Below are 24,751 nucleotides of genomic sequence, written 5' to 3' on the forward strand. Positions count from 1 at the left end.
GAACCGGATACCGCAGTGCCGGACACAGCAGTGGAGGCAGAGACGAATGGGCCCCGGCCGGAGCGGCCGGGGCCCATGCTGCGCAACGCGCCGGAAGGCGTCAGCCCGTCGCGGACTTGTACTTGCGCACCGCCAGGGTGCGGAAGAACGCGATGATCAGGATCGACCAGATCAGCGAGGCCCAGCCCGGGTGCTGCATCGGCCACGCCTCGGGCACCGGGTAGTTCGGCGGGAGGTTGCCGAACAGCTCGCGGCAGGCCTGCACCGTGGCGCTGAACGGGTTCCACTCGGCGAAGTGCCGCAGCACCGTCGGCATGTTCTGCGAGGGGACGAAGGCGTTCGAGATGAACGTCAGGGGGAAGAGCCAGATCAGCCCGCCGGAGGTGGCCGCCTCGGGTGTGCGGACGGTCAGACCGATCAGCGCGCCGATCCACGTGAACGCGTACCCGAGGAGCAGCAGCAGGCCGAAACCGGCGAGCACCCTCAGCCCGTTCTCATGGGTGCGCCAGCCGACGAGCAGCGCGACGAGCGCCAGCACTATCAGCGTGAGCCCCGTCTGCACGAGGTCGGCGAGCGTACGGCCCGTGAGCACCGCGCCGCGGGCCATCGGCAGCGAACGGAACCGGTCGATGAGGCCCTTGTGCATGTCCTCGGCGATCCCGGCGCCCGCTCCCGCCGTGGCGAACGTGACGGTCTGGGCGAAGATGCCGGCCATCAGGAACTCGCGGTACAGGCCCGGGTCCAGGCCGGCTCCCGGGAGGTTGATGGAGCCGCCGAAGACGTAGCTGAAGAGCACCACGAACATGATGGGCTGGAAGAGCCCGAAGACGACGACCTCGGGGATGCGCAGCATCCGGATGAGGTTGCGCTTGGCGACCGTGAGCGAGTCGCGTACGGACTGACGGAGGCCGCCTCCGGCCGAAGCCGCCGGGGTGGGAGCCGTCGGTGCCGCGGTAGTGGCAGTCACTTGACGGCCTCCTTCTGCTGCTTCTGCTGCTTCCTGTCCTTGCGCTTCTGCTTCTTGTCCGCCGTGCCGTCGCCGGCGTCCGCCTTGCCGCCGTTCTCGTCGCGCTCCTCGGCCGCGTGGCCGGTGAGCGTGATGAAGACGTCGTCGAGGGTGGGGCGGCGCAGGCCGATGTCGTCGATCTCGACGCCCCGGCCGTCCAGTTCGCGGATGACTTCGGCGAGCAGCTTCGCGCCGCCGGTGACGGGGACGGTGAGCCTGCGGGTGTGCTGTTCGACGGTGACGCCGTCCGGGCCGGTGCCCGGCAGGCGGTGCTTGGCGAGGATGGTCTCCGCCGTGGCGATCTCGTCGCGGTCGTGCACGACGACCTCGATGCGCTCGCCGCCCATCTGGGCCTTGAGCTGGTCGGACGTGCCGCGGGCGATGATCTTGCCGTGGTCGACCACGGCGATGTCGTGGGCGAGGCGGTCGGCCTCCTCCAGATACTGCGTGGTGAGCAGGAGGGTGGTGCCTCCGGCGACCAACTCCTCGATGACCTCCCACAGTTGAAGCCGGTTCCGCGGGTCGAGGCCCGTGGTCGGCTCGTCCATGAACATCACCGGAGGACGGACGACGAGGGCCGCCGCGAGGTCGAGACGCCGGCGCATGCCGCCCGAGTACGTCTTGGCCGTACGGTCGGCGGCGTCCGCGAGGTTGAAGCGCTCCAGCAGCTCGCCGGCCCTCTTCTTCGCGTCGCGCGCGGAGAGCTGATAGAGCTGCCCGACCATACGGAGGTTCTCCCTGCCGGTCAGATACTCGTCGATGGCGGCGAACTGGCCGGACAGGCCGATCGAACGCCGCACCTCGTTGGGCTGCTTGAGGACGTCGAGCCCCGCCACGACAGCCTTGCCGCTGTCGGGCTGGATGAGGGTGGTGAGCACCCGCACGGCAGTGGTCTTGCCGGCGCCGTTGGGCCCGAGCAGACCCAGCACAGTGCCCTCGGGGACATCGAGGTCGACGCCGTCCAGTGCCCTTACCTCGCCGAAGGTCTTCACGAGACCCTCGGCGTAAATGGCGCCTGGCATAAGTGGGCTCCCAGTTATGGAGAAGTAACGGTGAATGTAGAGCAGGCCGGACATGTCCGGCATCCGGAAGTAACGGACGTTCTGCAAGCCGGTAGGCAAGCAGTATGAGTGAACGCGATACATCGCGTCAACCGATTGCGATAACTCGCGATAGTCGCGAGTGCGCGGTGTGAAACGCGGGCCGTGGTGCCGGGCGCCGGAGCGGTGAACGTACCTGCCCGTCCGCCTCGTTCGGCTTCCCCGGTTCTCTCCCCCCTCTGTCTCTCCCCCCTTGTCTCCGTTCCGCCGGTGGCGTCAGCGGGTCAGAACCACTGTGTATCCGGCCGTGCGCAGCTTCGCCGCGACCTCGGTGCAGTGCTCGGGTCCCTTGGTCTCCAAGTGCAGCTCCACCTCCACCTCGTCGAGCCCGAGCCGCGGATCGGTCCGTACATGGCTCACGTCGAGGACGTTAGCGTCCGCCACTGACAACTCCTTCAGCAGCGCCGCCAGAGCCCCCGGCCGGTCCGTCAGGCGCAGCCTCAGCGACAGATAGCGGCCCGCGGCGGCCATGCCGTGCCGCAGCGTCTGCTGGAGCACCAGCGGATCGACGTTGCCTCCCGAAAGCACCGCGACGACGGGCCCCTCGACCGACTCCGGCCGCGAGAGGAGGGCGGCCACCGGGCTCGCCCCCGCCGGCTCCACCACCATCTTCGCCCGTTCCAGGCAGAGCAGCAGCGCGCTGGAGAGGGCGTCTTCGGACACCGTACGGACCTCGTCGACCAGGTCGCCAACGATTTTGAACGGCACGTCGCCGGGCCGGCCCACCTTGATCCCGTCGGCCATCGTCGCGACCGAGTCCAGCACCACCGGCTTCCCGGCCGCGAGCGACGGCGGATACGCCGCCGCCCCCTCCGCCTGCACGCCGACGATCCGTACGTCCGGCCGCAGCTCCTTGACCGCGACCGCGATGCCCGCGATCAGACCGCCGCCTCCGACGCCCACCACGATCGTGCGCACCTCGGGGCACTGCTCCAGGATCTCCAGCCCGAGCGTGCCCTGTCCGGCCACCACGTCGGGGTGGTCGAAGGGGTGGATGAAGACGGCGCCCGTCTCTTGCGCGTACTCCTGCGCCGCCCGCAGCGTCTCGTCGACGACCTGACCGCGCAGCCTCACCTCGGCGCCGTAGTCGCGGGTCGCGGCCACCTTGGGCAGCGGGGCGCCCTCCGGCATGAACACCGTCGAGGCCACCCCCAGCAGCGAGGCCGCCAGCGCGACCCCCTGGGCGTGGTTGCCCGCGCTCGCGGCGACGACGCCGCGCTCGCGCTCCCCCGGGGTGAGCCCCGCGATGCGCACGTACGCCCCGCGCAGCTTGAACGAGCCGGTGCGCTGGAGGTTCTCGCACTTGAGGTGGACGGGAGAGCCGACGAGGGAGCTGAGGTGACGGCTGCCTTCCATCGACGTCGTACGGGCCACTCCGGTGAGCGTCTTCTGTGCGGCACGCACGTCGTCGACGGTGACGGACGCGGTTACGGCTGAGCCGTCGGAGGCAGGGGAGACCATGGCGTCAGTGTCGCAGTCGGCGAGGCGGGAAGCGCCGGGTGGTTCGGGGCGGTTCGCGCAGCGGCGGTACGGGTCGCGTGGTCGCCAAGTACTCTGGGCGGCACAATCAGGTCTTTTCCGTGTCCCTTGGACTTCCCCGAAGAAGCGAGCACCCGGCATGCCCACGCAAACGGACATGATGACGATGAACAGCTCAGACCAGGCCCCGGAGCAGGCCCGCGCCGGGCATGAGGCGGAACAGGACGGCTCCGTACGCGCCGAGCGCGACGGAAGCCCGGAGAGCCCCGAAGGCCGTGTTCTCGACGCGATGCAGCACCAGGTCGCCGTCTTCGCGCGCCGGGCCGAGCAGACCCGGCTGGGCGGGATAGGCCAGGCGCGCAATTCCATGGACCGTGCCGCTTACCTGCTGCTCAACAGGCTCGACCAGGTCGGCCCGATGGGCGTCAAGGCGCTCGCTTCCGGAATGGGGATCGACTCCTCGACCGTCACCCGGCAGGTCGCGCCGCTCGTCGAGGCCGGGCTGGTCACTCGCACCACGCACCCCGAGGACGGCCGTGCCGTCGTCCTGAAGCTGTCCGCGCACGGGACGGCCCGGCTCGGGCAGGTGCGCTCCTCGCGGCGCGAGCTGATGGCGGTGCTGACGGAGGAGTGGAGCGAGGAGGACCGCGAGACGTTCTGCCGGCTTCTGACCCGCTTCAACAGCGCGATGCAGAGCATTCACCCCTCTACGGACACTCCGGAAGTACCGGCCTCTTGATTTGATCACCGCGCCTGCCGTCCTATTGCCGTACGGGAGGCGCAACGTGGGAGAGCGGCGGGCGCGAGAAGAACGCCGCCGGGCCCGGGAGTTCGAGGCGTTCGTCGCGGGCGCGGCAGGCAGACTGCTGCATGCCGCCACGCTGCTGACCGCCGAACCCTTCGGCGCCGCTCCGGCCGCGGAGGACCTGCTTGTCGGCGCCCTGTCGCGTACGTACGCGGACTGGGACCGCCTGCGCGGCGAGGACCCGTACGAGCACACGCGGCAGGATCTCGCCGCCCACTTCGCGCACACCGCCCGGCGCTACCGGCGCCCGCGCGGCGGCCTGCTGGACCGGCTGCCGCCCCAGGAGCGGCTGATGCTGGTGCTGCGGCTGTACGAAGGGGTGGCGGAGGAACAGGTCGCCGCCTCGCTCGGGCTTCCGGTCGAGCGGGTGCGGGCGCTGTGCACGCGCGGAATGGCGGCCGTTCTCAGCCGCGAGGCGGACGGCAAGACGGGCGGCAGCACGGACGGCAGGCCGAGCGGCGGCAGGCCAGGGCGCGGAACCACCTCGGACGCGGCACCCGCCGGGGCGTCCGGGACGGCGCTCGGGGCGGCGGCCCACTTCGCCTCCCGCCTCCGCGGCGGCCTGCGCCACCGGGGAGCGGCGGCCGCACGGCAAGCCACTACGGCACGCGCCGTCCCGCAGCGCGACGGCGCGGGACGCGAGCCGAAGGGGGCCACGTGAGACTGCCCGACCGCAAGGAGAGCGAGGTGCGCGGCCTGCTGGAGTCCGTGCCGCCCGCTCCCGTGCCCCCCGACCTCGCCGAACGCGCCCTGGTGCGCGGGCTGCGCACGGCGCACCGGCGGCGCACCGCGGCGCTGCTGCTCTGGGCGTTCTTCGCCGCGGCCGTCGCCTTCGCCGTCTGGGCGGCAATCACCGAGCCCTGGGCCGGACCGTCCGTGCAGACGACGCCGCCCCTCGGCTGGTAGGAGCCCGGCAGGCAACTGGCAACTGGCAACTGGCAACAGGCAACTGGCAACAGGCAACTGGCAGGCAACTGGCAGGCAACTGGCAGGGAGGGGCGGCACGTTCGTGCGTCTCTGACGTCCGCGCGGTGTCAGTCCAGCGCCTGCCGCAGGTCCGCCAGCAGGTCCTCCACCGACTCGATCCCCACGGAGAGCCGCACCAGATCCGCCGGCACCTCCAGCGCCGAGCCCGCCGCCGACGCGTGCGTCATGCGTGCCGGGTGCTCGATGAGCGACTCGACGCCGCCCAGCGACTCCCCGAGCGTGAACAGCCGCGCGCGGTCGCACACCCGCACGGCCGCCTCCTCGCCGCCGGCCACCCGGAAGGAGACCATCCCGCCGAAGGCGCGCATCTGCTTCGCCGCCGTCTCGTGCCCGGGGTGCGAGGGCAGGCCGGGGTAGTAGACCTGCGTCACCGCCGGGTGCGCCTGGAGCATCTCGGCCACGCGGGAGGCGTTCGAGCTGTGCCGCTCCATCCGTACGGCCAGCGTCTTCGTGCCCCGCATGACCAGCCAGGAGTCGAACGGGCCCGACACTCCGCCCATCGCGTTCTGGTGGAAGGCGATCTCCGCGGCCAGTTCGGCCTCGTCCAGTACGAGGGCGCCGCCCACGACGTCCGAGTGGCCGCCCATGTACTTCGTCGTCGAGTGCACGACGACGTCCGCGCCGAGGGCGAGCGGCTGCTGGAGATACGGGCTCGCGAAGGTGTTGTCCACGACCAGCCGTGCGCCCGCGCCGTGCGCGATCTCGGCGAGGACGGCGATGTCGCTGATGCCGAGCAGCGGATTGGACGGCGTCTCCACCCACACCGCCTTCGTACGGTCGCGCAGCGCGGCCCGGACCGCCCCCGGGTCGGACGTGTCGGCCACCGACCACTCCACGCCCCAGCGTTCCGCGACCCGCGCGAAGAGGCGGAAGGTGCCGCCGTAGGCGTCGTTCGGGATCACCACGTGGTCGCCCGGGACGAGCAGGGTCCGCAGCAGGCAGTCCTCGGCGGCCATGCCGGAGGCGAACGCGAAGGCGTTGCGGCCGCCCTCCAGGGCGGCGAGGTTCTGCTCGAGTGCCGTGCGGGTCGGGTTCGCGGAACGGCTGTACTCGTAACCGCCGCGCAGGCCCCCGACGCCGTCCTGCTTGTACGTGGACACCTGGTAGATCGGCGGTACCACCGCCCCCGTGGCGGGGTCGGCGGTCTGCCCCGCGTGGATCGCGAGGGTCTCGAAGCTGTGGGGCGTGTGCCCGCTGTCGCGCTGGTCGCTCATGGGGCGAGGGTAATCCGCCGTACGGTGTAGTCGGAGCGGCTCGGGCGAACCGCCCCGCACGATTACGCCCGTCACGTCCGCACCATGTCCCGCACGCGTACCAACGGGGAGACAGCAGCCATGGAAGCCCTGCTCGTGCTGATCGCACTCACCGCCGTCTTCGGCGTCCTCGTCGCGCCCGCCATGCGCCGGCGGCGGCAGCGCCTCCAGGGCGCGCAGGGAGTCGCCCGCGCCATAGAGCCGGGCACCGGCTACGGCTTCGTGCCGACAGAGCAGCTCGACGTACGACTGCCGGGCCCCGACCACGAGTTCACCGAGGCGCTGGAGGAGACCCAGCGGACCCAGGACTGGCAGCCCGTCGCCCGGCTGCTGGCCCTGACCGGGGACGAGTGGGAGCTGCGCTGGCAGCGCGTGCAGTCGATGGCGGGCGCGGCGGCGATGGAGCTGGCGCAGGCGCGCGCGCTCGGCGCCCCCGAGTCGCCGGCCCGCGGCAAGGACGGCTCCGGCGCCGCCGTCTCCTTCAGCAAGGAGCCGGGCCTGCGGGACGCGAGCTGGCTGCGCGAGTGGCGTACGCAGCAGCCCGGCGACGCGGGCGGCGCCCAGGTCTACGCGCAGTTCCTGGTCTGGCAGGCCGTCTCCGACACCTCCTCCCCGGACCACCGCATCATCCTCGAAGAGGCCCGTACGGTCTGCGAGGAGGCGGCCCGGCTCGCCCCCGACGACCCCACGCCGCACATAACGGAACTCTTCATCGCGCGCCATCTCTCTTACCGGCGCGCCGACTTCGAGGAGCTGTGGGCGACGCTGCGGCGCAAGGCGCCGAACCACATGGGCGCACATCTGGCCGCGCTGCCGTACTGGTCCGAGAAGGGCAGCGGCTCGCGCGCGGAGGCCGACGCCTTCGCACAGACCGCCGCGGCCCACGCGCCCGAGGGCACGCTGCTGCCGGCGCTTCCGCTCTTCGCCGTGTACGAGCATCTGCCGGAGGTCAACGTCGTGCGCGGCCTCTACCAGAGCGAGGAGATCGAGAAGGCCGTGGAGGCCGCCGAGTACGCGGTCGACCAGGTCGAGGGCGACCATCCCGTGCGTCCGCACGTCCTGCATCTCCTGATCTGCTTCCTCGTACGGGCGGAGCGGTACGGCGAGGCGATGGAGGCGCTGCGCGTCGTCGACGGCTATGTCGGCGCGATGCCGTGGGCCGACTCGGGCGACCCGGCCGCGCACTACACGGCGTACCGCGCGCTGGCGGTCTCGGGCTGGGAGGCGACGGGCGGGGACCGGGCCCAGATCTGACGGCACGGGCCGCGACCCGAGCAGCGACCCGAGCAGCGACCCATGCCGCGACCCCGGCCGCGCGGCAGGCACCGGGAGCCGCGTCCGGCAGCACGTCAGGCACGATGGAGGGATGGCGAACCGACTCGCGGACGAGACGAGCCCGTACCTCCTCCAGCACGCCGGGAACCCGGTCGACTGGTGGCCCTGGTCGGAGGCCGCCTTCGAGGAGGCGCGCAGGCGGGGCGTGCCGGTGCTCCTCAGCGTCGGATACGCGAGCTGCCACTGGTGCCACGTCATGGCGCACGAGAGCTTCGAGGACGACGCCACCGCCGAGTACCTCAACTCGCACTTCGTCTCCGTCAAGGTCGACCGCGAGGAGCGTCCCGACGTCGACGCCGTCTACATGGAGGCCGTGCAGGCGGCCACCGGGCAGGGCGGATGGCCGATGACCGTCTTCCTCACGCCCTCCGCCGAGCCCTTCTACTTCGGCACGTACTTCCCGCCCGCGCCCCGCCACGGCATGCCCTCCTTCCGGCAGGTGCTGGAGGGCGTCGCCACCGCCTGGTCCGACAGGCGCGAGGAGGTCGCCGACGTGGCGGGCCGGATCGTGCGGGACCTCGCCGCGCGCGGCATCCACTACGAGCAGCCGCAGCCGCCCGGCCCGGAGGAGCCGGCCACCGCGCTGCTGGAGCTGACGCGCGAATTCGACGCGGAGCGGGGCGGGTTCGGCGGAGCGCCGAAGTTCCCGCCGTCGATGGCGCTGGAGTTCCTGCTGCGCCACCACGCCCGTACGGGCTCCGGCGGCGCGCTCGAGATGGTCCAGGCCACCTGCGAGGCGATGGCCCGCGGCGGCATCTACGACCAGCTCGGCGGAGGCTTCGCCCGCTACTCCGTGGACGCCGGCTGGGTCGTCCCGCACTTCGAGAAGATGCTCTACGACAACGCCCTCCTGTGCCGCGTGTACGCGCACGCCTGGCGCACCACCGGCTCGGACCTGGCCCGCCGGGTCGCCCTGGAGACCGCGGACTTCATGGTGCGCGAACTCGGCACGTCCCAGGGCGGGTTCGCGTCGGCGCTCGACGCCGACAGCGGCGACGGCGACGGCGGGCACCGCGAAGGCGCCTACTACGTGTGGACTCCGGCCCAGCTGACCGAGGTCCTCGGCGAGCGGGACGGGGAGTGGGCGGCCGGGTACTTCGGCGTCACGGAGGAGGGCACGTTCGAGGAGGGCGCCTCCGTACTCCAGCTCCGCGACGGCGCGCACCTCTCCGACGCGAGCCGGCTGGCGTCCGTACGGGAGAGGCTGCTGCGCGCCCGTGAGCAGCGGCCGCGCCCCGCCCGTGACGACAAGGTCGTCGCCGCCTGGAACGGGCTCGCGGTCGCCGCCCTCGCCGAGACCGGCGCGTACTTCGAACGTCCCGACCTGGTCGAGGCCGCGTCCGCCGCCGCGCGTCTGCTGGCCGACGTGCACATGAACGGCGACGGCCGCCTCGTGCGCACCTCGCGCGACGGCACGGCCGGCCCCAGCGCCGGCGTCCTGGAGGACTACGCGGACGTGGCCGAGGGCCTGCTCAGCCTCTACTCCGTTACGGGAGAGGCCGGTTGGCTCGACAAGGCCGGCGTACTCCTGGACACCGTGCTGGGCCACTTCACCGATGCCGACGGCACGCTCTACGACACCGCCGACGACGCCGAGGCCCTCATCCGCCGCCCGCAGGACCCGACCGACAGCTCGACGCCGTCGGGCTGGACGGCCGCCGCGCACGCCCTTCTCTCGTACGCCGCCTACACCGGCAGCTCCCGCCATCGCGAGGCAGCCGAGCGGGCCCTCGGCATCGTGCGCGCCCTCGCGCCGCGGGCTCCGCGCTTCATCGGCTGGGGTCTCGCCGCGGCGGAGGCCGCACTCGACGGCCCCCGCGAGGTCGCGGTGGTCGGCCCGCACACCGACCCCGGCACGGGCACGCTGCACCGTACGGCGCTGCTCGCGACGGCGCCCGGCGCGGTGGTCGCGCTGGGCGAACCGGGTTCGGAGGCGGCGCTGGACGTGCCGCTGCTGCGGGACCGTCCCCTGCTGGACGGGAACCCCACGGCGTACGTGTGCCGCAACTTCACGTGCGACGCACCGACGGCCGACCCGGAGGTACTGGAGCGCTCACTGCGGACCTGAGGCGTGAGCACGGGCGGAGAGCGGCTTCCGGGCCGTACGCCGGGTGGCAAATAACACGTGGCCGCGCACCAGGTCAGCCCGTAGGGTGGCGGAATGCAGGTGATCCAGTCGACGAAGCTCGCAAACGTCTGTTACGAGATCCGGGGCCCGGTCCTGGAGGAGGCGATGCGGCTTGAGGCGGCAGGCCACCGCATCCTCAAGCTCAACACCGGCAACCCGGCGCCCTTCGGCTTCGAGTGCCCGCCGGAGATCCTCGAGGACATGATCCGCAACGTCGGCGAGGCCCACGGCTACGGCGACGCGAAGGGGCTCCTCTCGGCCCGCCGCGCGGTGATGCAGCACTACCAGACGCAGGGCATCGAGCTCTCCGTCGAGGACATCTACCTCGGCAACGGCGTCTCCGAGCTGATCCAGATGTCGATGCAGGCGCTGCTCGACGACGGCGACGAGGTCCTCGTCCCGGCCCCCGACTACCCGCTGTGGACGGCCTCGGTCTCCCTCTCCGGAGGCAAGGCCGTGCACTACCGCTGCGACGAGCAGTCCGACTGGATGCCGGATCTGGCCGACGTCGAGCGCAAGGTCACCGACCGCACCAAGGCGCTCGTCGTCATCAACCCGAACAACCCCACCGGCGCCGTCTACGACGAGGAGATCCTGCGCGGCCTCACGGACATCGCGCGGCGTCACGGCCTGATCGTCTACTCCGACGAGATCTACGACAAGATCCTCTACGACGGCGCCACCCACACCCCGACCACCGTCGTCGCGCCGGACCTGCTGACCGTCACCTTCAACGGCCTGTCCAAGGCGTACCGGGTGGCCGGGTACCGCAGCGGCTGGATGGCCGTGTGCGGCCCGAAGGACCATGCGCAGAGCTACATCGAGGGCCTGACGATCCTCGCCAACATGCGCCTGTGCGCGAACATGCCGGGGCAGCACGTGGTGGCGGCCGCGCTGGGCGGGCGGCAGTCGATCAAGGACCTGGTGCTGCCGGGCGGCCGGCTTCTGGAGCAGCGCGACAAGGTGCACGATCTGCTCACGCAGATCCCCGGTGTGACGTGTGTGAAGCCGAAGGGCGCGATCTACGCGTTCCCGCGGCTCGACCCGAAGGTCCACAAGATCAAGGACGACCGGGAGATGGTCCTCGATCTGCTGCGCGCCGAGCAGATCATGATCGTCCACGGCACCGGGTTCAACTGGCCGGACCCCGACCACTTCCGCATCGTCAACCTGCCGCCGGCGAAGGAACTGGAGGACGCGGTGACCCGCATCGGCGCCTTCCTCGAGGGCTACAGCCAGCCGTGATCTCGCGGGGCGCGACCGTGGCGCCCCCGGAGTGGCCCGTCATCTCTCCCTGTCCTGCTGTGCCTTGCCATTGCCCTGGCCCTGTTCTGCCGTGCCCCGCCAGTTGCCAGCTGCTCGCTGCGCCTGCCCGGATCCGCGGCCGCGCCGCGGCGGGCCACTTGTCGTCGGGCCGTGAAATGTACACGGCTCAACTTTAGACGGAGTCTAAGTTAGGCTGGCATCCAGGCGACGTCACGCAGGAGGCCGACCATGTACGAACCGATCCGCAGCAAGTCGGTACATGCCATGGCCGAGTCCGACTTTCCCCACCGCTCGCGCGAAGAGGAGCTGGACATCCGGCTGGCGGGTCACCTCACGGCGCTGCTCACGGTGACGGACGAGCTGCGCGCCCTCACCCCGTCCGCCGAACTGGACGAGGCGGCGGAGGAGTTGGCCGACCAGGTCACCCGGCTCCGCAACGGCGCGTCCCCTCAGCGTGCGGCCCCGTCCACCCCCGTCGCCGACTCCGCGCATCTCGACTCGCTGCACCACCGGGCCCACACTCTCGCGGGGCACGCGGTCGTGATCGCCACGTACCGGGACGACGAACCGGCCCTCGTTCTGGCGAGCCAGTGCCGCGACTTCCACGCGTCGGCACTCGGACTCACCGCGGCCTGAGAGGCGCGCCGACGCGGGCGGGGCCCGGGCGCGACCGCACGACGGCGCCCCTCGCGGGTCCGCGCGATGCGAACCCACGAGGGGCGACGGGAGAGTCCGAGCACGCCCTGAGGGCGGTCAGGTCAGCCCAAGCGGTCGACCAGGGCGCGGTATTCGTCCCAGAGCTCCTTCGGCGTGTGGTCGCCGAAGGTGTTGAGGTGCTCGGGGACGAGGGAGGCCTCGTCGCGCCAGACCTCCTTGTCGACCTGGAGCACGAAGTCGAGCTCCGCGTCCGACAGTCCGAGCCCGTCCCGGTCCAGCGACTCCTTCGTCGGCAGGACGCCGATGGGCGTCTCGACGCCCTCCGCGTCGCCGTTGAGCCGCTCCACGATCCACTTCAGGACGCGGCTGTTCTCGCCGAAGCCGGGCCAGACGAACTTGCCGTCCTGGTCCTTCTTGAACCAGTTGACGTAGTAGATCTTCGGCAGCTTGGCCTGGTCGGCGTTCTTGCCGACGTTGACCCAGTGCGCGAAGTAGTCGCCCATGTTGTAGCCGCAGAAGGGCAGCATCGCGAACGGGTCGCGCCGCAGCTCGCCGACCTTGCCCTCGGCGGCCGCCGTCTTCTCGCTGGCGACGTTCGCGCCGAGGAAGACCCCGTGCTGCCAGCTGAAGGACTCCGTCACGAGCGGTACGGCCGACGCGCGCCGCCCGCCGAAGAGGATCGCGGAGATGGGCACGCCCCGCGGGTCCTCCCACTCCGGCGCGATGATCGGGCACTGCCCGGCCGGTGTGGTGAAGCGGGCGTTGGGGTGGGCGGCCGGAGTCCCGGACTCGGGAGTCCAGTCGTTGCCCTTCCAGTCGGTGAGGTGTGCGGGCGTCTCCTCGGTCATGCCCTCCCACCACACGTCGCCGTCGTCGGTGAGGGCGACGTTGGTGAAGACCGAGTTGCCCCAGAGGGTCTTCATGGCGTTGGCGTTGGTGTGCTCGCCGGTGCCGGGCGCGACGCCGAAGAAGCCGGCCTCGGGGTTGATGGCGTACAGCCGCCCGTCCTCGCCGAAGCGCATCCACGCGATGTCGTCGCCGATGGTCTCGACGGTCCAGCCCTTGATGGTGGGTTCGAGCATCGCCAGGTTGGTCTTGCCGCAGGCCGAAGGGAAGGCGGCGGCAACGTACTTGGACTCCCCGCGCGGCGGCGTCAGCTTCAGTACGAGCATGTGCTCGGCGAGCCAGCCCTCGTCGCGCGCCATGACGGAGGCGATGCGCAGCGCGTAGCACTTCTTGCCGAGCAGGGCGTTGCCGCCGTAACCCGATCCGTAGGACCAGATCTCGCGGCTCTCGGGGAAGTGGGAGATGTACTTGGTGCTGTTGCACGGCCAGGGCACGTCCTGCTCGCCGGGCTCCAGCGGTGCGCCGACGCTGTGGACGGCCTTGACGAAGAAGCCGTCCTCACCGAGCTCGTCGAGGACCTGCTGCCCCATGCGCGTCATGGTGCGCATCGAGACGGCGACGTACGCGGAGTCGGTGATCTCGACGCCCAGTGCGGAGAGCGGGGAGCCGAGGGGGCCCATGCAGAAGGGGACGACGTACATGGTGCGGCCGCGCATGGAGCCGCGGAAGATCCCCCCTTCCCCGTTCTCGCCCTGGAAGACGGCCCGCATCTCGCCGGGGGCCTTCCAGTGGTTGGTGGGACCGGCGTCCTCTTCCTTCTCGGAGCAGATGAACGTGCGGTCCTCGACGCGTGCGACGTCGCTGGGGTCGGAGGCGGCGTAGTAGGAGTGCGGCCGTTTCACCGGATCGAGCTTGGTGAACGTGCCCTTCTGGACGAGCTCTTCGCACAGGCGCTCGTACTCCGACTCGGAGCCGTTGCACCAGACGATCCGGTCCGGTTCTGTGAGAGCGGCGATTTCCTCGACCCAGGAGACGAGCTCCTGGTGGCGGGTGGGAACGGGGTTGATGGCGGGAGCCGCAGAACTGCGCGCCACGATCTCTCCAGACGTTGAGGGTTCGGGCGGATAACTGCACTGGTATCCGCATTTTTTGTCTTCGTGCTTCAACTCGCCCCTTGGGGGCCGCGACCCGGATGCGTTCGTGGTGGTGCTGGGCTGGTGCGTCTGCGCGGCTCGCTCATCCGGTGTCACCCTTGCTCCTCTGAGCATGTGAGGCTATCGGCTGCCTGTCCAGATGGAAAGGATGTGTCCATCACCACTCCGATGAGCGGGTTAAGACCCGGAAGAGCGTGCCTGTAGTTACGCCCCCGTAGCTACGATGGGCCGTATGACTGACGCGCCTCGTCCGCACGAGTCCGCGAAGAGCGCGGACTCCGAACTCGGCGCGGACGGAACCGGGAAGACCGACCGCGCCGGCAGCTCCGCCGCCGCATCCCTGGAGTCGGCCGCGGCGGCGGTCAGTTCGGCCGCGTCCAGGGGCGCCGCCGCGTTCCCCGCCCTGATCAAGCCGCGGCTGCGCGGCTGGCTGCACGCCGGGATGTTCCCCGCGGTGCTCGCGGCCGGGATATTTCTCACCGCGCTCGCCGACAGCACCCGCGGCCGTATCGCCTGCGCCGTCTACACCCTGACTGCGTGTCTGCTCTTCGGCGTGAGCGCCCTGTACCACCGCGGCGAGTGGGGGCCGCGGGCCAACGCCGTACTGCGGCGGCTCGACCACGCGAACATCTTCCTGATCATCGCGGGCACGTATACGCCGCTGACGATCCTGCTGCTGCCGGACGGTTCCGGTTCGCCGCTGCTGTGGGGCGTGTGGGCGGGGGCCGTTTTCGGCATCGGCTTCCGGGTGTTCTGGGTCGGCGCACCCCGCTGGCTCTACACGCCCTGCTACATCGCGATGGGGTGGGCGGCGGTCTTCTATCTGCCCGACTTCCTGCGCGAGGGCGGCATCGCGGTGCTCGTGTGCGTGATCGTCGGCGGCCTGCTGTACAGCGCCGGGGGCGTCGTCTACGGCATCAAGCGGCCGAACCCGTCGCCTCGTTGGTTCGGGTTCCACGAGGTGTTCCACTCGTTCACGCTCGCGGCCTTCGCCGTCCACTACGTGGGGATCTCGCTGGTCGCCTACCAGCACGCGTAGCCCTCGCCGGCCCTCGCCGGGTTGCGGAGATGCGAAGACCTCCGCTGCGGCGGCGGGACGGAGCCGGCCTCCAGCGCAGCGGAGGTCTTCGCGATATCGGACTCACGGACTAGTGGGTTGTCGTCTCTGTGGCGCGGTGACGCTGAGATCCGCCGGCGGACTCCGATGCGTTCCGCGCGAAGGCGCTGACGGGGTTGGTGCAGCCGGCGACAGCCCCTGGGGGAGCGCAGTTGTCGGGGGAGTTGCCGGTGACCTGGCTCGATGTGAGCGTCACGCCGCCGGCTCCGGCGAAGATGCCGCCACCGCTGCTGGCAGCGGTGTTGCCGCTCACCTGGCTGGAGACGAACCTGGCCGTGACGCCGCAGTGGTACATGCCCCCGCCGCTCCCGCCGGCTTTGTTGCCCGTGAGTGTGGAGGAGTTGAGGCGAAGTGTGGCGGCGCCGCAGTTCTCGATACCGCCGCTGTCCGTGACGCTCGTGTTGTCCTCGACGGCGGCGGAGTTGAGGGTCGCACTGCTCTGGTTGTTGAGACCCCCTCCGAATTGACCCGTGGACTTGTTGAGCCGGAGCGCTCCGAACTGCATCGTCAGGGTCCCCGAGTTGTAGACGCCACCGCCCCTGTTGGCCTCGTTGCCGGTGACGGTGGTGCTGTTGAGCGTGAGTGTGCCCCCTTGGTTGTAGATGCCGCCGCCGAAGGTGCCGTCCGTGACGGCCTGATTGGCCCGTCCGCCGGAGACGGTCAGCCGGTTGAGGGTGAGGCTCCCCGAACCCTTGACGTGGAAGATGCGGAACTCATCGGCGGCGGCGGGTGAGCGCCGGATGGTGCTCGAGCCCTGGGAGGAGATCTGGACGTTGCCGGTGATCTCGGGGAGCCCGTCCGAGTCGTTGTCGGTGTCGTTCAGGGTGTAGGTGCAGCCGGATGCCAGGACGATGGATTCGCCTGTCACGTTGGCCAGATCGATGGCGTCTCGGAGAGCCCCGATGTCGTTACAGGGGACGACGGTTGTGGCGTGGGCCGGTGACGCGGGCAAAACTGCCAGAAACAGTCCGAGACCGATGGCGGCGCTCAGACTGCTGCGTCGAAGTGTGTTCCTCATGCCGGTGGCTTCTTCCTGTGATTCGTCCTGATCGTCTTGGCAGCCCGGGTGGTGTTCACAGGCCGGTCACGGCGCTGGGCAACACCTGAGGACCGGAGGCGGCTCGGAGGCAAATCACCCTCTGGGCGGGCGATTTCCTTTCCCCGCTGGGGGAAGATTGCCCTTTCCCGGAAATCAGAAGAGTCGGCACAGGAAATACTTCAAAATTCTGGAATAGACACTTTTATGTGCGCCTTCCGCGTGTCTCGCGCTCCCCTCGTGCGCCGCGCCGGTGCGCCCCCGGCCACCGGAAAAGCCTCCTCGGCGGCAGGCCTTCAGTGCCGCGGAGAGGGGGCCTCGGTGCGGCGGACCGAGCGTCCCGCGAGGACGTCGGTGCGGCGGCCGTCCTCGATGACGGAGCGGCCGTCGATCAGCACGTGCGGGATGCCGGTGGGCAGCACGCGCGGATCGTCGTACGTGGCGCCGGGCGCGACCGTGGCCGGGTCGAAGAGGACGAGGTCCGCGCGGTAGCCCTCGCGGACGAGGCCGCGGTCGGGGAGGCGGAGGCGGGCCGCGGGACGCGAGGTGAGACGGGCGACGCACTCCGGGAGGGAGAGCACGCCCAACTCCCGTACGTAGCGCCCGAGATACTGCGGGAAGGTGCCGTACGCGCGCGGGTGCGGCTTGTCGCCCTGGAGGATGCCGTCGCTGCCGCCGGTGTGGACGGGGTGGCGCATCATGTGCCGCACGTTCTCCTCGTGGCCCACGTGCTGGAGGATCGTCGTGCCGAGCCTGTCCTCGACGAGCAGGCGTCGTGCGGCGGTGAAGGGCTCCTCTCCGTTCTCCGCCGCCGACTGCGCGACCGTCCTGCCGACATGGGCGGCCAGCGCGGGGTCGGAGACGCCGGAGATCTCGATGGTGTCCCAGTCGATCGGGACGCCGTGGCAGCCGTCCGAGCCCTCGGCCTCCATGACGTGGCGGATGCGGCGGCAGGACTCCTCGTCCGAGAGGCGTTCGAGGATCGCCTCTGGGCCGCCCGCGCTCGCCCAACTCGGCAGCATCGCCACGAGAGTCGTGCAGCCCGCGGTGTACGGATAGGTGTCGAAGGTGATGTCGGCGCCGGCCGCGATCGCGCGGTCGAGCAGGGCCGTCAGCTCGGGCGCGCGGCCCTTGTTGACGCCGAAGTTCATGGTGGCGTGGGCGAGATGGAGAGCGCAGCCCGCCTCGCGCGTGAGCGCGATCATCTCCTCGTACGCCTCCAGGGCGCCCCGTCCGTAGGAGCGGTGGTGCGGGCAGTAGTAGCCGCCGTACGCGGCCACTGTGCGGCAGAGTTCGGTGAGTTCGGCGTCGGAGGCGTACATGCCGGGCGTGTAGGTCAGCCCGGAGGACATGCCGACCGCGCCCTGCTCCAGGCCCTCGGCGACCACGCGGCACATCGCCTCGGTCTCGGCGCGCGTCGCGGGCCGGTCGTCCCAGCCGATCACGAGCATGCGGACGCTGCCCTGCGGTACGAGGTAGGCGGCGTTGACGGCGGTGCCCTGGCGGTCGATGCGGTCCAGGTACTCGCCGACGGTGCGCCAGTCGAAGTCGAGGGCATCAGGGGAACTGTCTCCGGGCGCGCTGCCGTTCCAGCCGGTGATGGCCCTGCGCACCTCGGCGAGGGTGCGGTCGTCGACGGGCGCGTAGGACAGGCCGTCCTGGCCGACGACTTCGAGGGTGACGCCCTGCGCGGCCTTGGCCGAGTGGTCCGGGTCGCGGAGGAGGGCCAGGTCGGAGTGGGCGTGCATGTCGATGAAGCCGGGTGCGAGGGCGAGGCCCGTGGCGTCGAGCGTCCGGCGGGCTCCGGCGGGGCGGGCGCCGCGGCCCGCCGACTCGGGCGTGACGGCGGTGATGCGGCCGTCCTCGACCGCGACGTCCGCGCGGTACGGCTCCGACGTCCCGGAGCCGTCGACGACGTCCGCGTTGCGGATGAGCAGATCCATCAGGTCGTCCCTTCCGGGTGGGTGCGGGCCGCCGCCCGTCAGAAGGCTGCGCCGGTCAGAAACTCGTCAGGAGGCCGCGCTCGTCAGAAGAAGGTGCGGACGTAGCCGGTGACGGTGCCGTCCGCTGTCGTCTCGGGGATGAGCTTCCACTTGTCGAAGATCGTGCACGGGTGGGAGAGGCCGAGGGCGACCCACTCGCCGACCTCGACCGGCGCCTTCGTACGGACCCAGGCGTGCTGGTCGGAGAGGGCGGTGACCGTGAGGCCGTCCGCCGGGCGCGTCTCCCCGCCGCGGGAGCGGATCGTGTGGGGCTGGGGGAGGTCGAGGTCGAACGCGGCGTCGCGCTTGCCCGCGTTGAGGAACGCCTGGTCGGCGGAGGGCCGCGAGACGACCTGCGTCCAGAGCGTGAACGCGGCCTGGAGCGCGCCCTCTTCGGGGACGCGGTTGAACGGCGTCTTCTCGCGGTACGCGCCGTCGTCGTGCGACACGTACGCGCCGGAGCGCAGCAGCTTCAGCACCGGGCGGGAGAGCGGCGGGACGCCGGCGAAGACCTCGGCGACCGCGTCGAACCACGCGCTGCCGCCCGCGCTCAGCACGATCTCGGAGAGCCCCTCGAAGCGGCCCGCGGCGTCGAACGCGACGGCGAGCGCGGTGAGGCGGCGCAGCCAGGCGGTGACCGACTCCGGGGAGGCGTCCGGGACTTCGCCCTCGTAACCGGCGACGCCGGCCAGTCGCAGGGTCGGGGCCGCGGCGACGGCGTCGGCGATCGCCTCGCACTCGGCCTCGCTGCGGGCTCCGGTACGGGCACCCTCGCCGGCGGCGAGTTCGACCACGACGTCGACGGGGCGCCCGGCGCCCGCCCGGGCGAGGGCGGCGTCCATCTGCGCGACGCCCTCGGTGGAGTCGACGTAGCAGAGGAAGCCGAAGTCCGGGTCGGCGTCGAGCTCTTGGGCGATCCAGCGGAGCGCCGCCACGTCGACGCACTCGTTCGCGAGGAAGACGCGCGGAACTCCGAACGCCCGTGCAACGCGCACCTGATGGGGCACCGCCAGCGTGATCCCCCAGGCGCCGCGGGCGAGTTGGCGGTGGAAGAGCTGCGGAGCCATGGAGGTCTTGCCGTGCGGAGCGAACGCGAGGCCGTGCCGGTCCGTATACGTCTCCATCAGCGCGAGGTTGTGCTCCAGGCGCTCCGTGGAGAGCGTGAGGACCGGCGTGGTGAAGCCGCCGGTGAACAGGTCGCGGTGCTCGGCGGTGAGGGCGGCGACGGTGGAGCCGGCGGCGTCCGGGGGCAGGCCCTTGAAGCGGTGGTCGACGCGCTCGTCGGCGAGGGACGCGAGAGGGTCCTCGGCGGCCATGGGGACTCCTACTCCGTTACGTGAGGCGTGCTGTTGCAGAATCTGCAACAGGCATTGCGTATTTCGCTCTGAGCTGTTTAGCATCCCGCCCGACACCCGTCAATCGATGAGGAGCGGATGCGGACAGTGGCACTCACCGACGTCGTCTGCCTCGGCGAATCCATGGTCACGTTCCTGCCCTCGCAGGCGGGACGGCTCGCGGACGTGCCGTCCTTCGAGCGTGCCATCGGCGGCGCCGAGTCCAACGTGGCCTGCGCGCTTGCCGGTTCGGGGCACTCCGTGCGGTGGGTCAGCCGGGTCGGCGCCGACGGGTTCGGCGACCACCTCGTGGAGACGATCGCCGCACGGGGCGTCGACGTCGGAGGTGTGGGCAGGGACCCGAGGCGTCCGACAGGCATCTACTTCCGCACGGAGGGCGAGCGGCCCACGACCCTCGACCCGGACGACGCCGACGGCGGCACGGCCGAAGTCGTCTACTACCGCGCCGGGTCCGCGGCCTCGGCGATGTCGCCGGACACCGTGGACCTCGCGGACGTGGACGACGCCACCGTGCTGCACGTCACCGGCATCACGGCCGCGCTCTCCCGGGAGTGCCTCGACCTGATGCGCCTGCTCACGGGCCCGCGCGCGGGGCGCCCACTCGTCTCCTTCGACGTCAACTACCGCGTGGGCCTGTGGGATCGGGCCGCGGCCGATCCCGAGTGCGGCCACGGTCCTGGCGTGCTGCTCGAACTCGCCCGCGGCTGCGACCTCGTCTTCGCCGGGGAGGACGAGGCGGCGGCGGCCTGGGGCGTCACCGGAGGCCCGCACGCGCTCAGGGAGCGGCTGCCCGAGCCCGCCGTGCTCGTCGTCAAGCAGGGCGCGACGGCGGCTACCGCGTTCGTACGGGAAGAGACCGCGTCCGTACGGGGAGAAGGGGGCGGCGACGGCGACGGCGACGGCGAGGACGGCGTCCACGCGGAAGGCACCCCCCGGGCCGGAGACACCGTCGTCGCGGGAGACACCGTCCACACCGTGCCCGCCCTGCGGATCGACGTGGCCGGCGCCGTCGGTGCCGGAGACGGATTCGCCGCCGGATTCCTCTCGGCCACGCTGCGCGGACTGCCCGTACGGGAGCGGCTGCGGCACGGGCATCTCATGGCCGCCGCCGCGCTGACCGTGCCCGGCGACCTCGCGGAGCCGCCGTCGCGCGAGGTCGCGGACCGGCTGGCCGCACTGGACGACGAGGCCTGGGGGAGACTGCGGCTCGGCCCCGGGTGGAACACACAGAAGGCGAACGCGACATGAGCCAGACCGTCGACCGTGCACTGAGCATCCTGCCCCTGCTCGCGGAGGGACCGGCGAACCTGGAGCAGGTCGCGAACCGGCTCGGTGTGCACAAGTCCACCGCGCTGCGGCTGCTGCGGACGCTCCACGAACACGGCATCGTCCACCGCCAGCCCGACCAGCGCTACCGGCTGGGCACGCGGCTCTTCGCGCTCGCGCAGCAGGCCGTGGAGAACCTGGACGTGCGCGAGATAGCGCATCCCCACCTCGTGGAGCTGAACGCGAAGACGGGGCACACCGTCCATCTCGCGGTCCACGAGGAGGACGAAGTCCTCTACATCGACAAGGTGGAGAGCCGCTACCCGGTACGGATGTACTCGCGCATCGGCAAGCCGGTCGCGATCACGAACGCCGCGGTCGCCAAGCTGCTGCTGGCCGATCTGCCCGAGCAGGAGCGGCGGTCGCTCGCCGAACGGCTCGACTACCCCCGCTACACGGCCCGTTCGATCACCGACCCCGCGTCCTTCCTCGCGGAGCTGGCGAAGGTGCGCGAACAGGGCTGGGCCACCGATCTGGGTGGCCACGAGGAGTCCATCAACTGCGTCGGCGCACCGGTACGCGGACCGGACGGGCGTGCCGTGGCCGCCATGTCCGTGTCGGCGCCGAACGTCGTCGTCAGCGCCGACGAACTCCTCACCCTTCTCCCGCTGGTGCGGCGCACCGCCGATGCCATCAGCGACGAGTACTCCGGAAAGACACCACACAAGGAACGGCAGCCATGAGCGAGAAGCCGGCCAAGACGGCCCTCACCCCCTTCACCCACACCGCACCGCCGGCGAAGTTCTCGCACGGCGTGCGCAAGGGCAACATCCTCCAGGTCGCCGGGCAGGTCGGGTTCGCGCCCGCCGTCCCCGGGCAGCCGCCCGCGCCGGTCGGCCCGGGGCTGCGCGAGCAGACGCTGCGCACTCTCGCCAACGTCGAGGCCGTTCTCCAGGAGGGCGGGGCGAGTTGGGAGGACGTGATGATGATCCGCGTCTATCTCACCGACACCGCGCACTTCGCCGAGTTCAACGAGATCTACAACGAGTACTTCGCGGATCTCACCGAGGCCCCGGCTGCCCGTACGACCGTGTACGTCGGCCTGCCCGCCGGGCTGCTCGTCGAGATCGACGCACTGGCCGTGCTCGGCTGACGCGGGCGTACGGCCCGGAGCGAGCCGCCTCCTGGCACCGCCGCCCCCGAGCAACCCGAACCCCGAGCAACCCGAACCGAGCGGGCGGACCGAGGCAAGTCCCCCTCAGGCGCGTCCCGCTGACGCGGCACGCGCCTCCGCCCTCCCGGCCCGCGGTGCCTCATGCGCACCGCACGCCCCCCTCACCCACCCCCGGCATGTCCCAGATCCCTCCCGAATCAACGCCGTTGACACAGAAACCCCGAGGTCCACCACAATGCTGCTCGCAACCGCGCCCGAGAAGGCGCCACCGCACACCGGCGGCCTGCTCGCGCTCATAGGCGGCGTCCCAGGTCTGCTGACCGTCGCCGCCCTGGGCATCGTGCTGCTGCTCTTCCTGATCATCAAGGTCCGCCTCCAGCCCTTCGTGGCGCTGCTCGGCGTCTCCATAGCCGTCGGCCTGGGAGCAGGGCTGTCGGTGACCGAACTCTTCGGCACCGTGCAGAAGTCGGACGCCGTCTCCCTCATCGAGGACGGCATGGGCGGCATCCTCGGGCACGTCGCCGTCATCATCGGCCTCGGCACCATGCTGGGCGCGATACTCGAGGTCAGCGGTGGAGCCGAGGCGCTCTCCAGCCGGCTTCTGGCCCTCTTCGGGGAGAAGCGCGCACCGCTGGCCATGGGCCTGACCGGCCTCATATTCGGCATCCCGGTCTTCTTCGACGTCGGCATCTTCGTCCTCGCGCCGATCGTCTACGCCGCCGCCAAGCGCTCCGGAAAGTCGATCGTCCTCTACGCGATGCCCTTGCTCGCCGGCCTGTCGATGACGCACGCGTTCCTGCCGCCCCACCCCGGACCGGTCGCCGCCGCGGGTCTGCTCAAGGTCGACCTGGGCTGGATCATCCTGATGGGAATCGTCACCGGCATCCCGGCCGTGCTCGCGGCATGGGCGTACGCGGCGTGGATCGGCAAGCGGCTCTTCGTCGAGGTGCCGCACGACATGGTCGAGGCGGCCGAGGAGTCCAAGGCGGCCGTCGCCGCGGAACAGAAGGCGGCGGGCGTCACCACGGAGCGGCCCGTCTCGCTGGCGGTGGTGCTCGGCATCATCGGCACCCCGCTGGTCCTGATCCTGCTGGCGACGTTCTCGTCCATCGCCCTCGACCCCTCGACGCTCCGCTCCGTCATCGAGTTCTTCGGGCACCCCTTCGTCGCGCTGACGATCGCGCTGCTGCTGGCGTACTGGCAGCTCGGGCTCAAGCGGGGCTGGTCCCGCCAGTCGCTGGAGACGGTCTCGACCGCCTCGCTCAAGCCGATCGGCAACATCCTGCTGGTCGTGGGCGCGGGCGGCGTGTTCGGCGCCGTGCTCGACGGCAGCGGGGTCGCGCAGGCGCTCGCCGACACCTTCGGCGACGCGGGCCTGCCCGTGATCGTGCTGTCCTATCTGCTCTCGCTCGTGCTGCGCGTCGCGCAGGGCTCGGCGACCGTCGCGATCGTGACCACGGCAGGGATCGTCGCCCCGCTGCTGTCGTCCGGCGACTACTCGCAGCCGCACATCGCCCTCGTCATCATGGCGATCTCCGCGGGCTCCATCTTCGCCTCGCACGTCAACGACGGCGGCTTCTGGATCGTCTCGAAGTACTTCGGCATCTCCGAGCGGGACACCCTCAAGTCGTGGACCGTCCTGGAGTCCGTCCTGTCCGTGGCGGGCTTCGCGGTGGCGGCGGTGGTGAGTCCGTTCGTCTGACAGGCGGCTCTGCGGCGCCCCCGGTGCGGAACATCATCTTCCGTTTCTGGGGGCGCCGTTGGGGTCTTGTGGGGGCACCTCTCCAACGCCAAGAATGCACGGCGTCACCCCCAACGAATCACCGTCACAGGATTCGGATAAGGAGAGGAACCCCCCACCATGAAGAGACCTCTCGTGGTCACTCTTGCCTCGGCGTTCTTCGGAGCCGCCGCGGTCACCGGCGTCATCGCGGGCCCCGCGTCCGCAGGGGAGGCCGAGCAGGCCCCCAAGGCCCCGCAGACCCACAAGGCCGAGAAGGCCGACAAGGCCGGCAAGGCCGCCGCCCCGGACTTCGCCGGCACGGTCGCGCTCAGCAACTGTTCCGGCGCCCTGGTCAAGATGCCCGACTCGAAGGCGTCCGACCCGGGGCTGGTGCTCACCAACGGGCACTGCCGCGAAGCGGGGATGCCGGAGCCGGGCCAGGTCATCGTCGACGAGGACGTGAAGCGCGACTTCACCCTGCTCGACGCCAAGGGCGGCGACGCCGGCTCGCTGACGTCCACGAAGATCGCCTACGGGACGATGACGGACACCGACGTCACGCTCTACGAACTGGACTCCACCTACAAGGAGATCAAGGACAAGACGAAGATCGACCCGCTCGAGGTCCAGGCGGAGCACCCCAAGGAGGGCACCGCCATGACCGTCGTCTCCGGTTACTGGAAGGAGACGTACAGCTGCTCGGTCGACGCGTTCGTGCCGGAGCTGCGCGAGGACGGCTGGACCATGAAGGACTCGCTCCGCTACACCAAGGAGTGCGAGACCAAGGGCGGCACGTCCGGTTCTCCGATTGTCGACGACTCCTCGGGGAAGATCATCGGGATCAACAACACCCGTAACGAGGACGGCGAGGAGTGCACCCTCAACAACCCGTGCGAGGTGGACAAGGACGGCAAGGTCAGCGTCCACGAGGGCATCGCGTACGGGCAGCAGACCCACACCCTCACCAGTTGCATAGCCGAGGGCAACAAGGTGGACCTGAGCCTTCCGGACTGCAAGCTGCCCAAGCCGTAAGTCCTCTCCGGGCGGTCTTCGAGGACCGGCCGGCGGCCCCGGCCGCCGCA

20 protein-coding genes and 1 pseudogene are annotated in these 24,751 nt (G+C 70.9%); 13 read left to right on the plus strand and 8 right to left on the minus strand.

What is annotated here, in order from left to right; genetic code table 11:
• Positions 1–100: 100 nt before the first annotated feature.
• The 3 genes from QQM67_RS02420 to ilvA all read right to left on the minus strand — a co-directional run bounded on the left by QQM67_RS02420 (position 101) and on the right by ilvA (position 3,567).
• On the minus strand, positions 101–967 hold the full coding sequence (locus QQM67_RS02420; protein ID WP_314171831.1) for an ABC transporter permease: 867 nt from the start codon (positions 965–967) through the stop codon (positions 101–103).
• Positions 964–2,028: an ATP-binding cassette domain-containing protein gene (locus tag QQM67_RS02425; RefSeq protein ID WP_314171832.1), complete on the minus strand. Its 1,065-nt coding sequence runs from the start codon at positions 2,026–2,028 to the stop codon at positions 964–966. The genes QQM67_RS02420 and QQM67_RS02425 overlap by 4 nt, the downstream gene beginning before the upstream one ends.
• Positions 2,029–2,322: 294 nt before the next feature.
• Positions 2,323–3,567 carry a threonine ammonia-lyase gene (gene ilvA, locus QQM67_RS02430; protein ID WP_314171833.1) on the minus strand — a complete coding sequence of 415 codons (1,245 nt, stop codon included), beginning with the start codon at positions 3,565–3,567 and terminating at the stop codon, positions 2,323–2,325.
• Between the two features lie 157 nt (positions 3,568–3,724).
• Here ilvA and QQM67_RS02435 point away from each other — a divergent pair, with 157 nt between their 5' ends.
• The 3 genes and pseudogenes from QQM67_RS02435 to QQM67_RS02445 all read left to right on the plus strand — a co-directional run bounded on the left by QQM67_RS02435 (position 3,725) and on the right by QQM67_RS02445 (position 5,296).
• Positions 3,725–4,324, plus strand: coding sequence for a MarR family transcriptional regulator (locus QQM67_RS02435; protein WP_399064934.1), 600 nt, complete (start codon positions 3,725–3,727; stop codon positions 4,322–4,324).
• Positions 4,325–4,370: 46 nt separating this feature from the next.
• Positions 4,371–4,817: pseudogene (locus QQM67_RS02440) on the plus strand (sigma factor-like helix-turn-helix DNA-binding protein); the annotation flags it as partial.
• Between the two features lie 230 nt (positions 4,818–5,047).
• Complete coding sequence (locus QQM67_RS02445) at positions 5,048–5,296, plus strand: hypothetical protein (RefSeq protein WP_314171834.1); 249 nt, start codon at positions 5,048–5,050, stop codon at positions 5,294–5,296.
• Between the two features lie 128 nt (positions 5,297–5,424).
• On the opposite strand, the gene QQM67_RS02450 is transcribed toward QQM67_RS02445, so the two are convergent.
• Complete coding sequence (locus QQM67_RS02450; protein ID WP_314171835.1) at positions 5,425–6,591, minus strand: cystathionine gamma-synthase; 1,167 nt, start codon at positions 6,589–6,591, stop codon at positions 5,425–5,427.
• A 120-nt stretch (positions 6,592–6,711) separates the two neighbouring features.
• On the opposite strand from QQM67_RS02450, the gene QQM67_RS02455 reads away from it, so the two are divergent.
• The 4 genes from QQM67_RS02455 (at position 6,712) to QQM67_RS02470 (ending at position 11,995) form a co-directional block, all read left to right on the plus strand.
• Positions 6,712–7,884 (plus strand): hypothetical protein, encoded by a 1,173-nt coding sequence (locus QQM67_RS02455; protein WP_314172222.1) that lies wholly within the window; start codon positions 6,712–6,714, stop codon positions 7,882–7,884.
• 112 nt (positions 7,885–7,996) lie between these two features.
• Positions 7,997–10,033 carry a thioredoxin domain-containing protein gene (locus QQM67_RS02460; RefSeq protein WP_314171836.1) on the plus strand — a complete coding sequence of 679 codons (2,037 nt, stop codon included), beginning with the start codon at positions 7,997–7,999 and terminating at the stop codon, positions 10,031–10,033.
• A gap of 93 nt (positions 10,034–10,126) precedes the next feature.
• Positions 10,127–11,338: a pyridoxal phosphate-dependent aminotransferase gene (locus QQM67_RS02465; protein WP_314171837.1), complete on the plus strand. Its 1,212-nt coding sequence runs from the start codon at positions 10,127–10,129 to the stop codon at positions 11,336–11,338.
• A 249-nt stretch (positions 11,339–11,587) separates the two neighbouring features.
• A complete protein-coding gene (locus QQM67_RS02470; RefSeq protein WP_314171838.1) occupies positions 11,588–11,995 on the plus strand; it encodes an SCO4983 family protein in 408 nt (135 codons plus the stop codon).
• Between the two features lie 122 nt (positions 11,996–12,117).
• On the opposite strand, the gene QQM67_RS02475 is transcribed toward QQM67_RS02470, so the two are convergent.
• Complete coding sequence (locus QQM67_RS02475; protein WP_314171839.1) at positions 12,118–13,956, minus strand: phosphoenolpyruvate carboxykinase (GTP); 1,839 nt, start codon at positions 13,954–13,956, stop codon at positions 12,118–12,120.
• A gap of 502 nt (positions 13,957–14,458) precedes the next feature.
• On the opposite strand from QQM67_RS02475, the gene trhA reads away from it, so the two are divergent.
• The gene (gene trhA, locus QQM67_RS02480) at positions 14,459–15,055 is read left to right on the plus strand and encodes a PAQR family membrane homeostasis protein TrhA (protein ID WP_314172223.1); all 597 of its coding nucleotides are present in this window, start codon (positions 14,459–14,461) and stop codon (positions 15,053–15,055) included.
• 109 nt (positions 15,056–15,164) lie between these two features.
• Here the strand turns inward: trhA and QQM67_RS02485 are convergent, their stop codons facing one another.
• The 3 genes from QQM67_RS02485 to QQM67_RS02495 all read right to left on the minus strand — a co-directional run bounded on the left by QQM67_RS02485 (position 15,165) and on the right by QQM67_RS02495 (position 19,467).
• A complete protein-coding gene (locus tag QQM67_RS02485) occupies positions 15,165–16,001 on the minus strand; it encodes a hypothetical protein (RefSeq protein ID WP_314171840.1) in 837 nt (278 codons plus the stop codon).
• A 464-nt stretch (positions 16,002–16,465) separates the two neighbouring features.
• Positions 16,466–18,112 (minus strand): N-acyl-D-amino-acid deacylase family protein, encoded by a 1,647-nt coding sequence (locus tag QQM67_RS02490; protein WP_314171841.1) that lies wholly within the window; start codon positions 18,110–18,112, stop codon positions 16,466–16,468.
• 83 nt (positions 18,113–18,195) lie between these two features.
• Positions 18,196–19,467: an alanine racemase gene (locus tag QQM67_RS02495; RefSeq protein WP_314171842.1), complete on the minus strand. Its 1,272-nt coding sequence runs from the start codon at positions 19,465–19,467 to the stop codon at positions 18,196–18,198.
• 117 nt (positions 19,468–19,584) lie between these two features.
• Between QQM67_RS02495 and QQM67_RS02500 the strand changes: the two genes are divergently transcribed.
• From QQM67_RS02500 to QQM67_RS02520, 5 genes are all read left to right on the plus strand, one after another.
• The gene (locus tag QQM67_RS02500; protein WP_314171843.1) at positions 19,585–20,754 is read left to right on the plus strand and encodes a sugar kinase; all 1,170 of its coding nucleotides are present in this window, start codon (positions 19,585–19,587) and stop codon (positions 20,752–20,754) included.
• Positions 20,751–21,515 carry an IclR family transcriptional regulator gene (locus QQM67_RS02505; protein WP_314171844.1) on the plus strand — a complete coding sequence of 255 codons (765 nt, stop codon included), beginning with the start codon at positions 20,751–20,753 and terminating at the stop codon, positions 21,513–21,515. The genes QQM67_RS02500 and QQM67_RS02505 overlap by 4 nt, the downstream gene beginning before the upstream one ends.
• Positions 21,512–21,925, plus strand: a complete 414-nt coding sequence (locus tag QQM67_RS02510; protein ID WP_314171845.1) for a RidA family protein — start codon at positions 21,512–21,514, stop codon at positions 21,923–21,925. The genes QQM67_RS02505 and QQM67_RS02510 overlap by 4 nt, the downstream gene beginning before the upstream one ends.
• A 256-nt stretch (positions 21,926–22,181) precedes the next feature.
• Entirely contained in the window at positions 22,182–23,648 is a 1,467-nt protein-coding gene (locus QQM67_RS02515) for a GntP family permease (RefSeq protein ID WP_314171846.1), read from the plus strand.
• Positions 23,649–23,807: 159 nt separating this feature from the next.
• A complete protein-coding gene (locus QQM67_RS02520) occupies positions 23,808–24,701 on the plus strand; it encodes a S1 family peptidase (protein ID WP_314171847.1) in 894 nt (297 codons plus the stop codon).
• Positions 24,702–24,751: the final 50 nt, after the last annotated feature.

This window comes from Streptomyces winkii, from assembly GCF_032248595.1.
Lineage (GTDB): Bacteria > Actinomycetota > Actinomycetes > Streptomycetales > Streptomycetaceae > Streptomyces > Streptomyces winkii.

Bases quoted from the DNA above. Each gene is read 5' to 3' on its own strand.
- QQM67_RS02425 (WP_314171832.1), bottom strand. From the start codon at position 2,028: ATGCCAGGCGCCATTTACGCCGAGGGTCTCGTGAAGACCTTCGGCGAG.
- ilvA (WP_314171833.1), bottom strand. From the start codon at position 3,567: ATGGTCTCCCCTGCCTCCGACGGCTCAGCCGTAACCGCGTCCGTCACC.
- QQM67_RS02435 (WP_399064934.1), top strand. From the start codon at position 3,725: ATGCCCACGCAAACGGACATGATGACGATGAACAGCTCAGACCAGGCC.
- QQM67_RS02450 (WP_314171835.1), bottom strand. From the start codon at position 6,591: ATGAGCGACCAGCGCGACAGCGGGCACACGCCCCACAGCTTCGAGACC.
- QQM67_RS02455 (WP_314172222.1), top strand. From the start codon at position 6,712: ATGGAAGCCCTGCTCGTGCTGATCGCACTCACCGCCGTCTTCGGCGTC.
- QQM67_RS02460 (WP_314171836.1), top strand. From the start codon at position 7,997: ATGGCGAACCGACTCGCGGACGAGACGAGCCCGTACCTCCTCCAGCAC.
- QQM67_RS02465 (WP_314171837.1), top strand. From the start codon at position 10,127: ATGCAGGTGATCCAGTCGACGAAGCTCGCAAACGTCTGTTACGAGATC.
- QQM67_RS02470 (WP_314171838.1), top strand. From the start codon at position 11,588: ATGTACGAACCGATCCGCAGCAAGTCGGTACATGCCATGGCCGAGTCC.
- trhA (WP_314172223.1), top strand. From the start codon at position 14,459: ATGTTCCCCGCGGTGCTCGCGGCCGGGATATTTCTCACCGCGCTCGCC.
- QQM67_RS02490 (WP_314171841.1), bottom strand. From the start codon at position 18,112: ATGGATCTGCTCATCCGCAACGCGGACGTCGTCGACGGCTCCGGGACG.
- QQM67_RS02495 (WP_314171842.1), bottom strand. From the start codon at position 19,467: ATGGCCGCCGAGGACCCTCTCGCGTCCCTCGCCGACGAGCGCGTCGAC.
- QQM67_RS02500 (WP_314171843.1), top strand. From the start codon at position 19,585: ATGCGGACAGTGGCACTCACCGACGTCGTCTGCCTCGGCGAATCCATG.
- QQM67_RS02505 (WP_314171844.1), top strand. From the start codon at position 20,751: ATGAGCCAGACCGTCGACCGTGCACTGAGCATCCTGCCCCTGCTCGCG.
- QQM67_RS02510 (WP_314171845.1), top strand. From the start codon at position 21,512: ATGAGCGAGAAGCCGGCCAAGACGGCCCTCACCCCCTTCACCCACACC.
- QQM67_RS02515 (WP_314171846.1), top strand. From the start codon at position 22,182: ATGCTGCTCGCAACCGCGCCCGAGAAGGCGCCACCGCACACCGGCGGC.
- QQM67_RS02520 (WP_314171847.1), top strand. From the start codon at position 23,808: ATGAAGAGACCTCTCGTGGTCACTCTTGCCTCGGCGTTCTTCGGAGCC.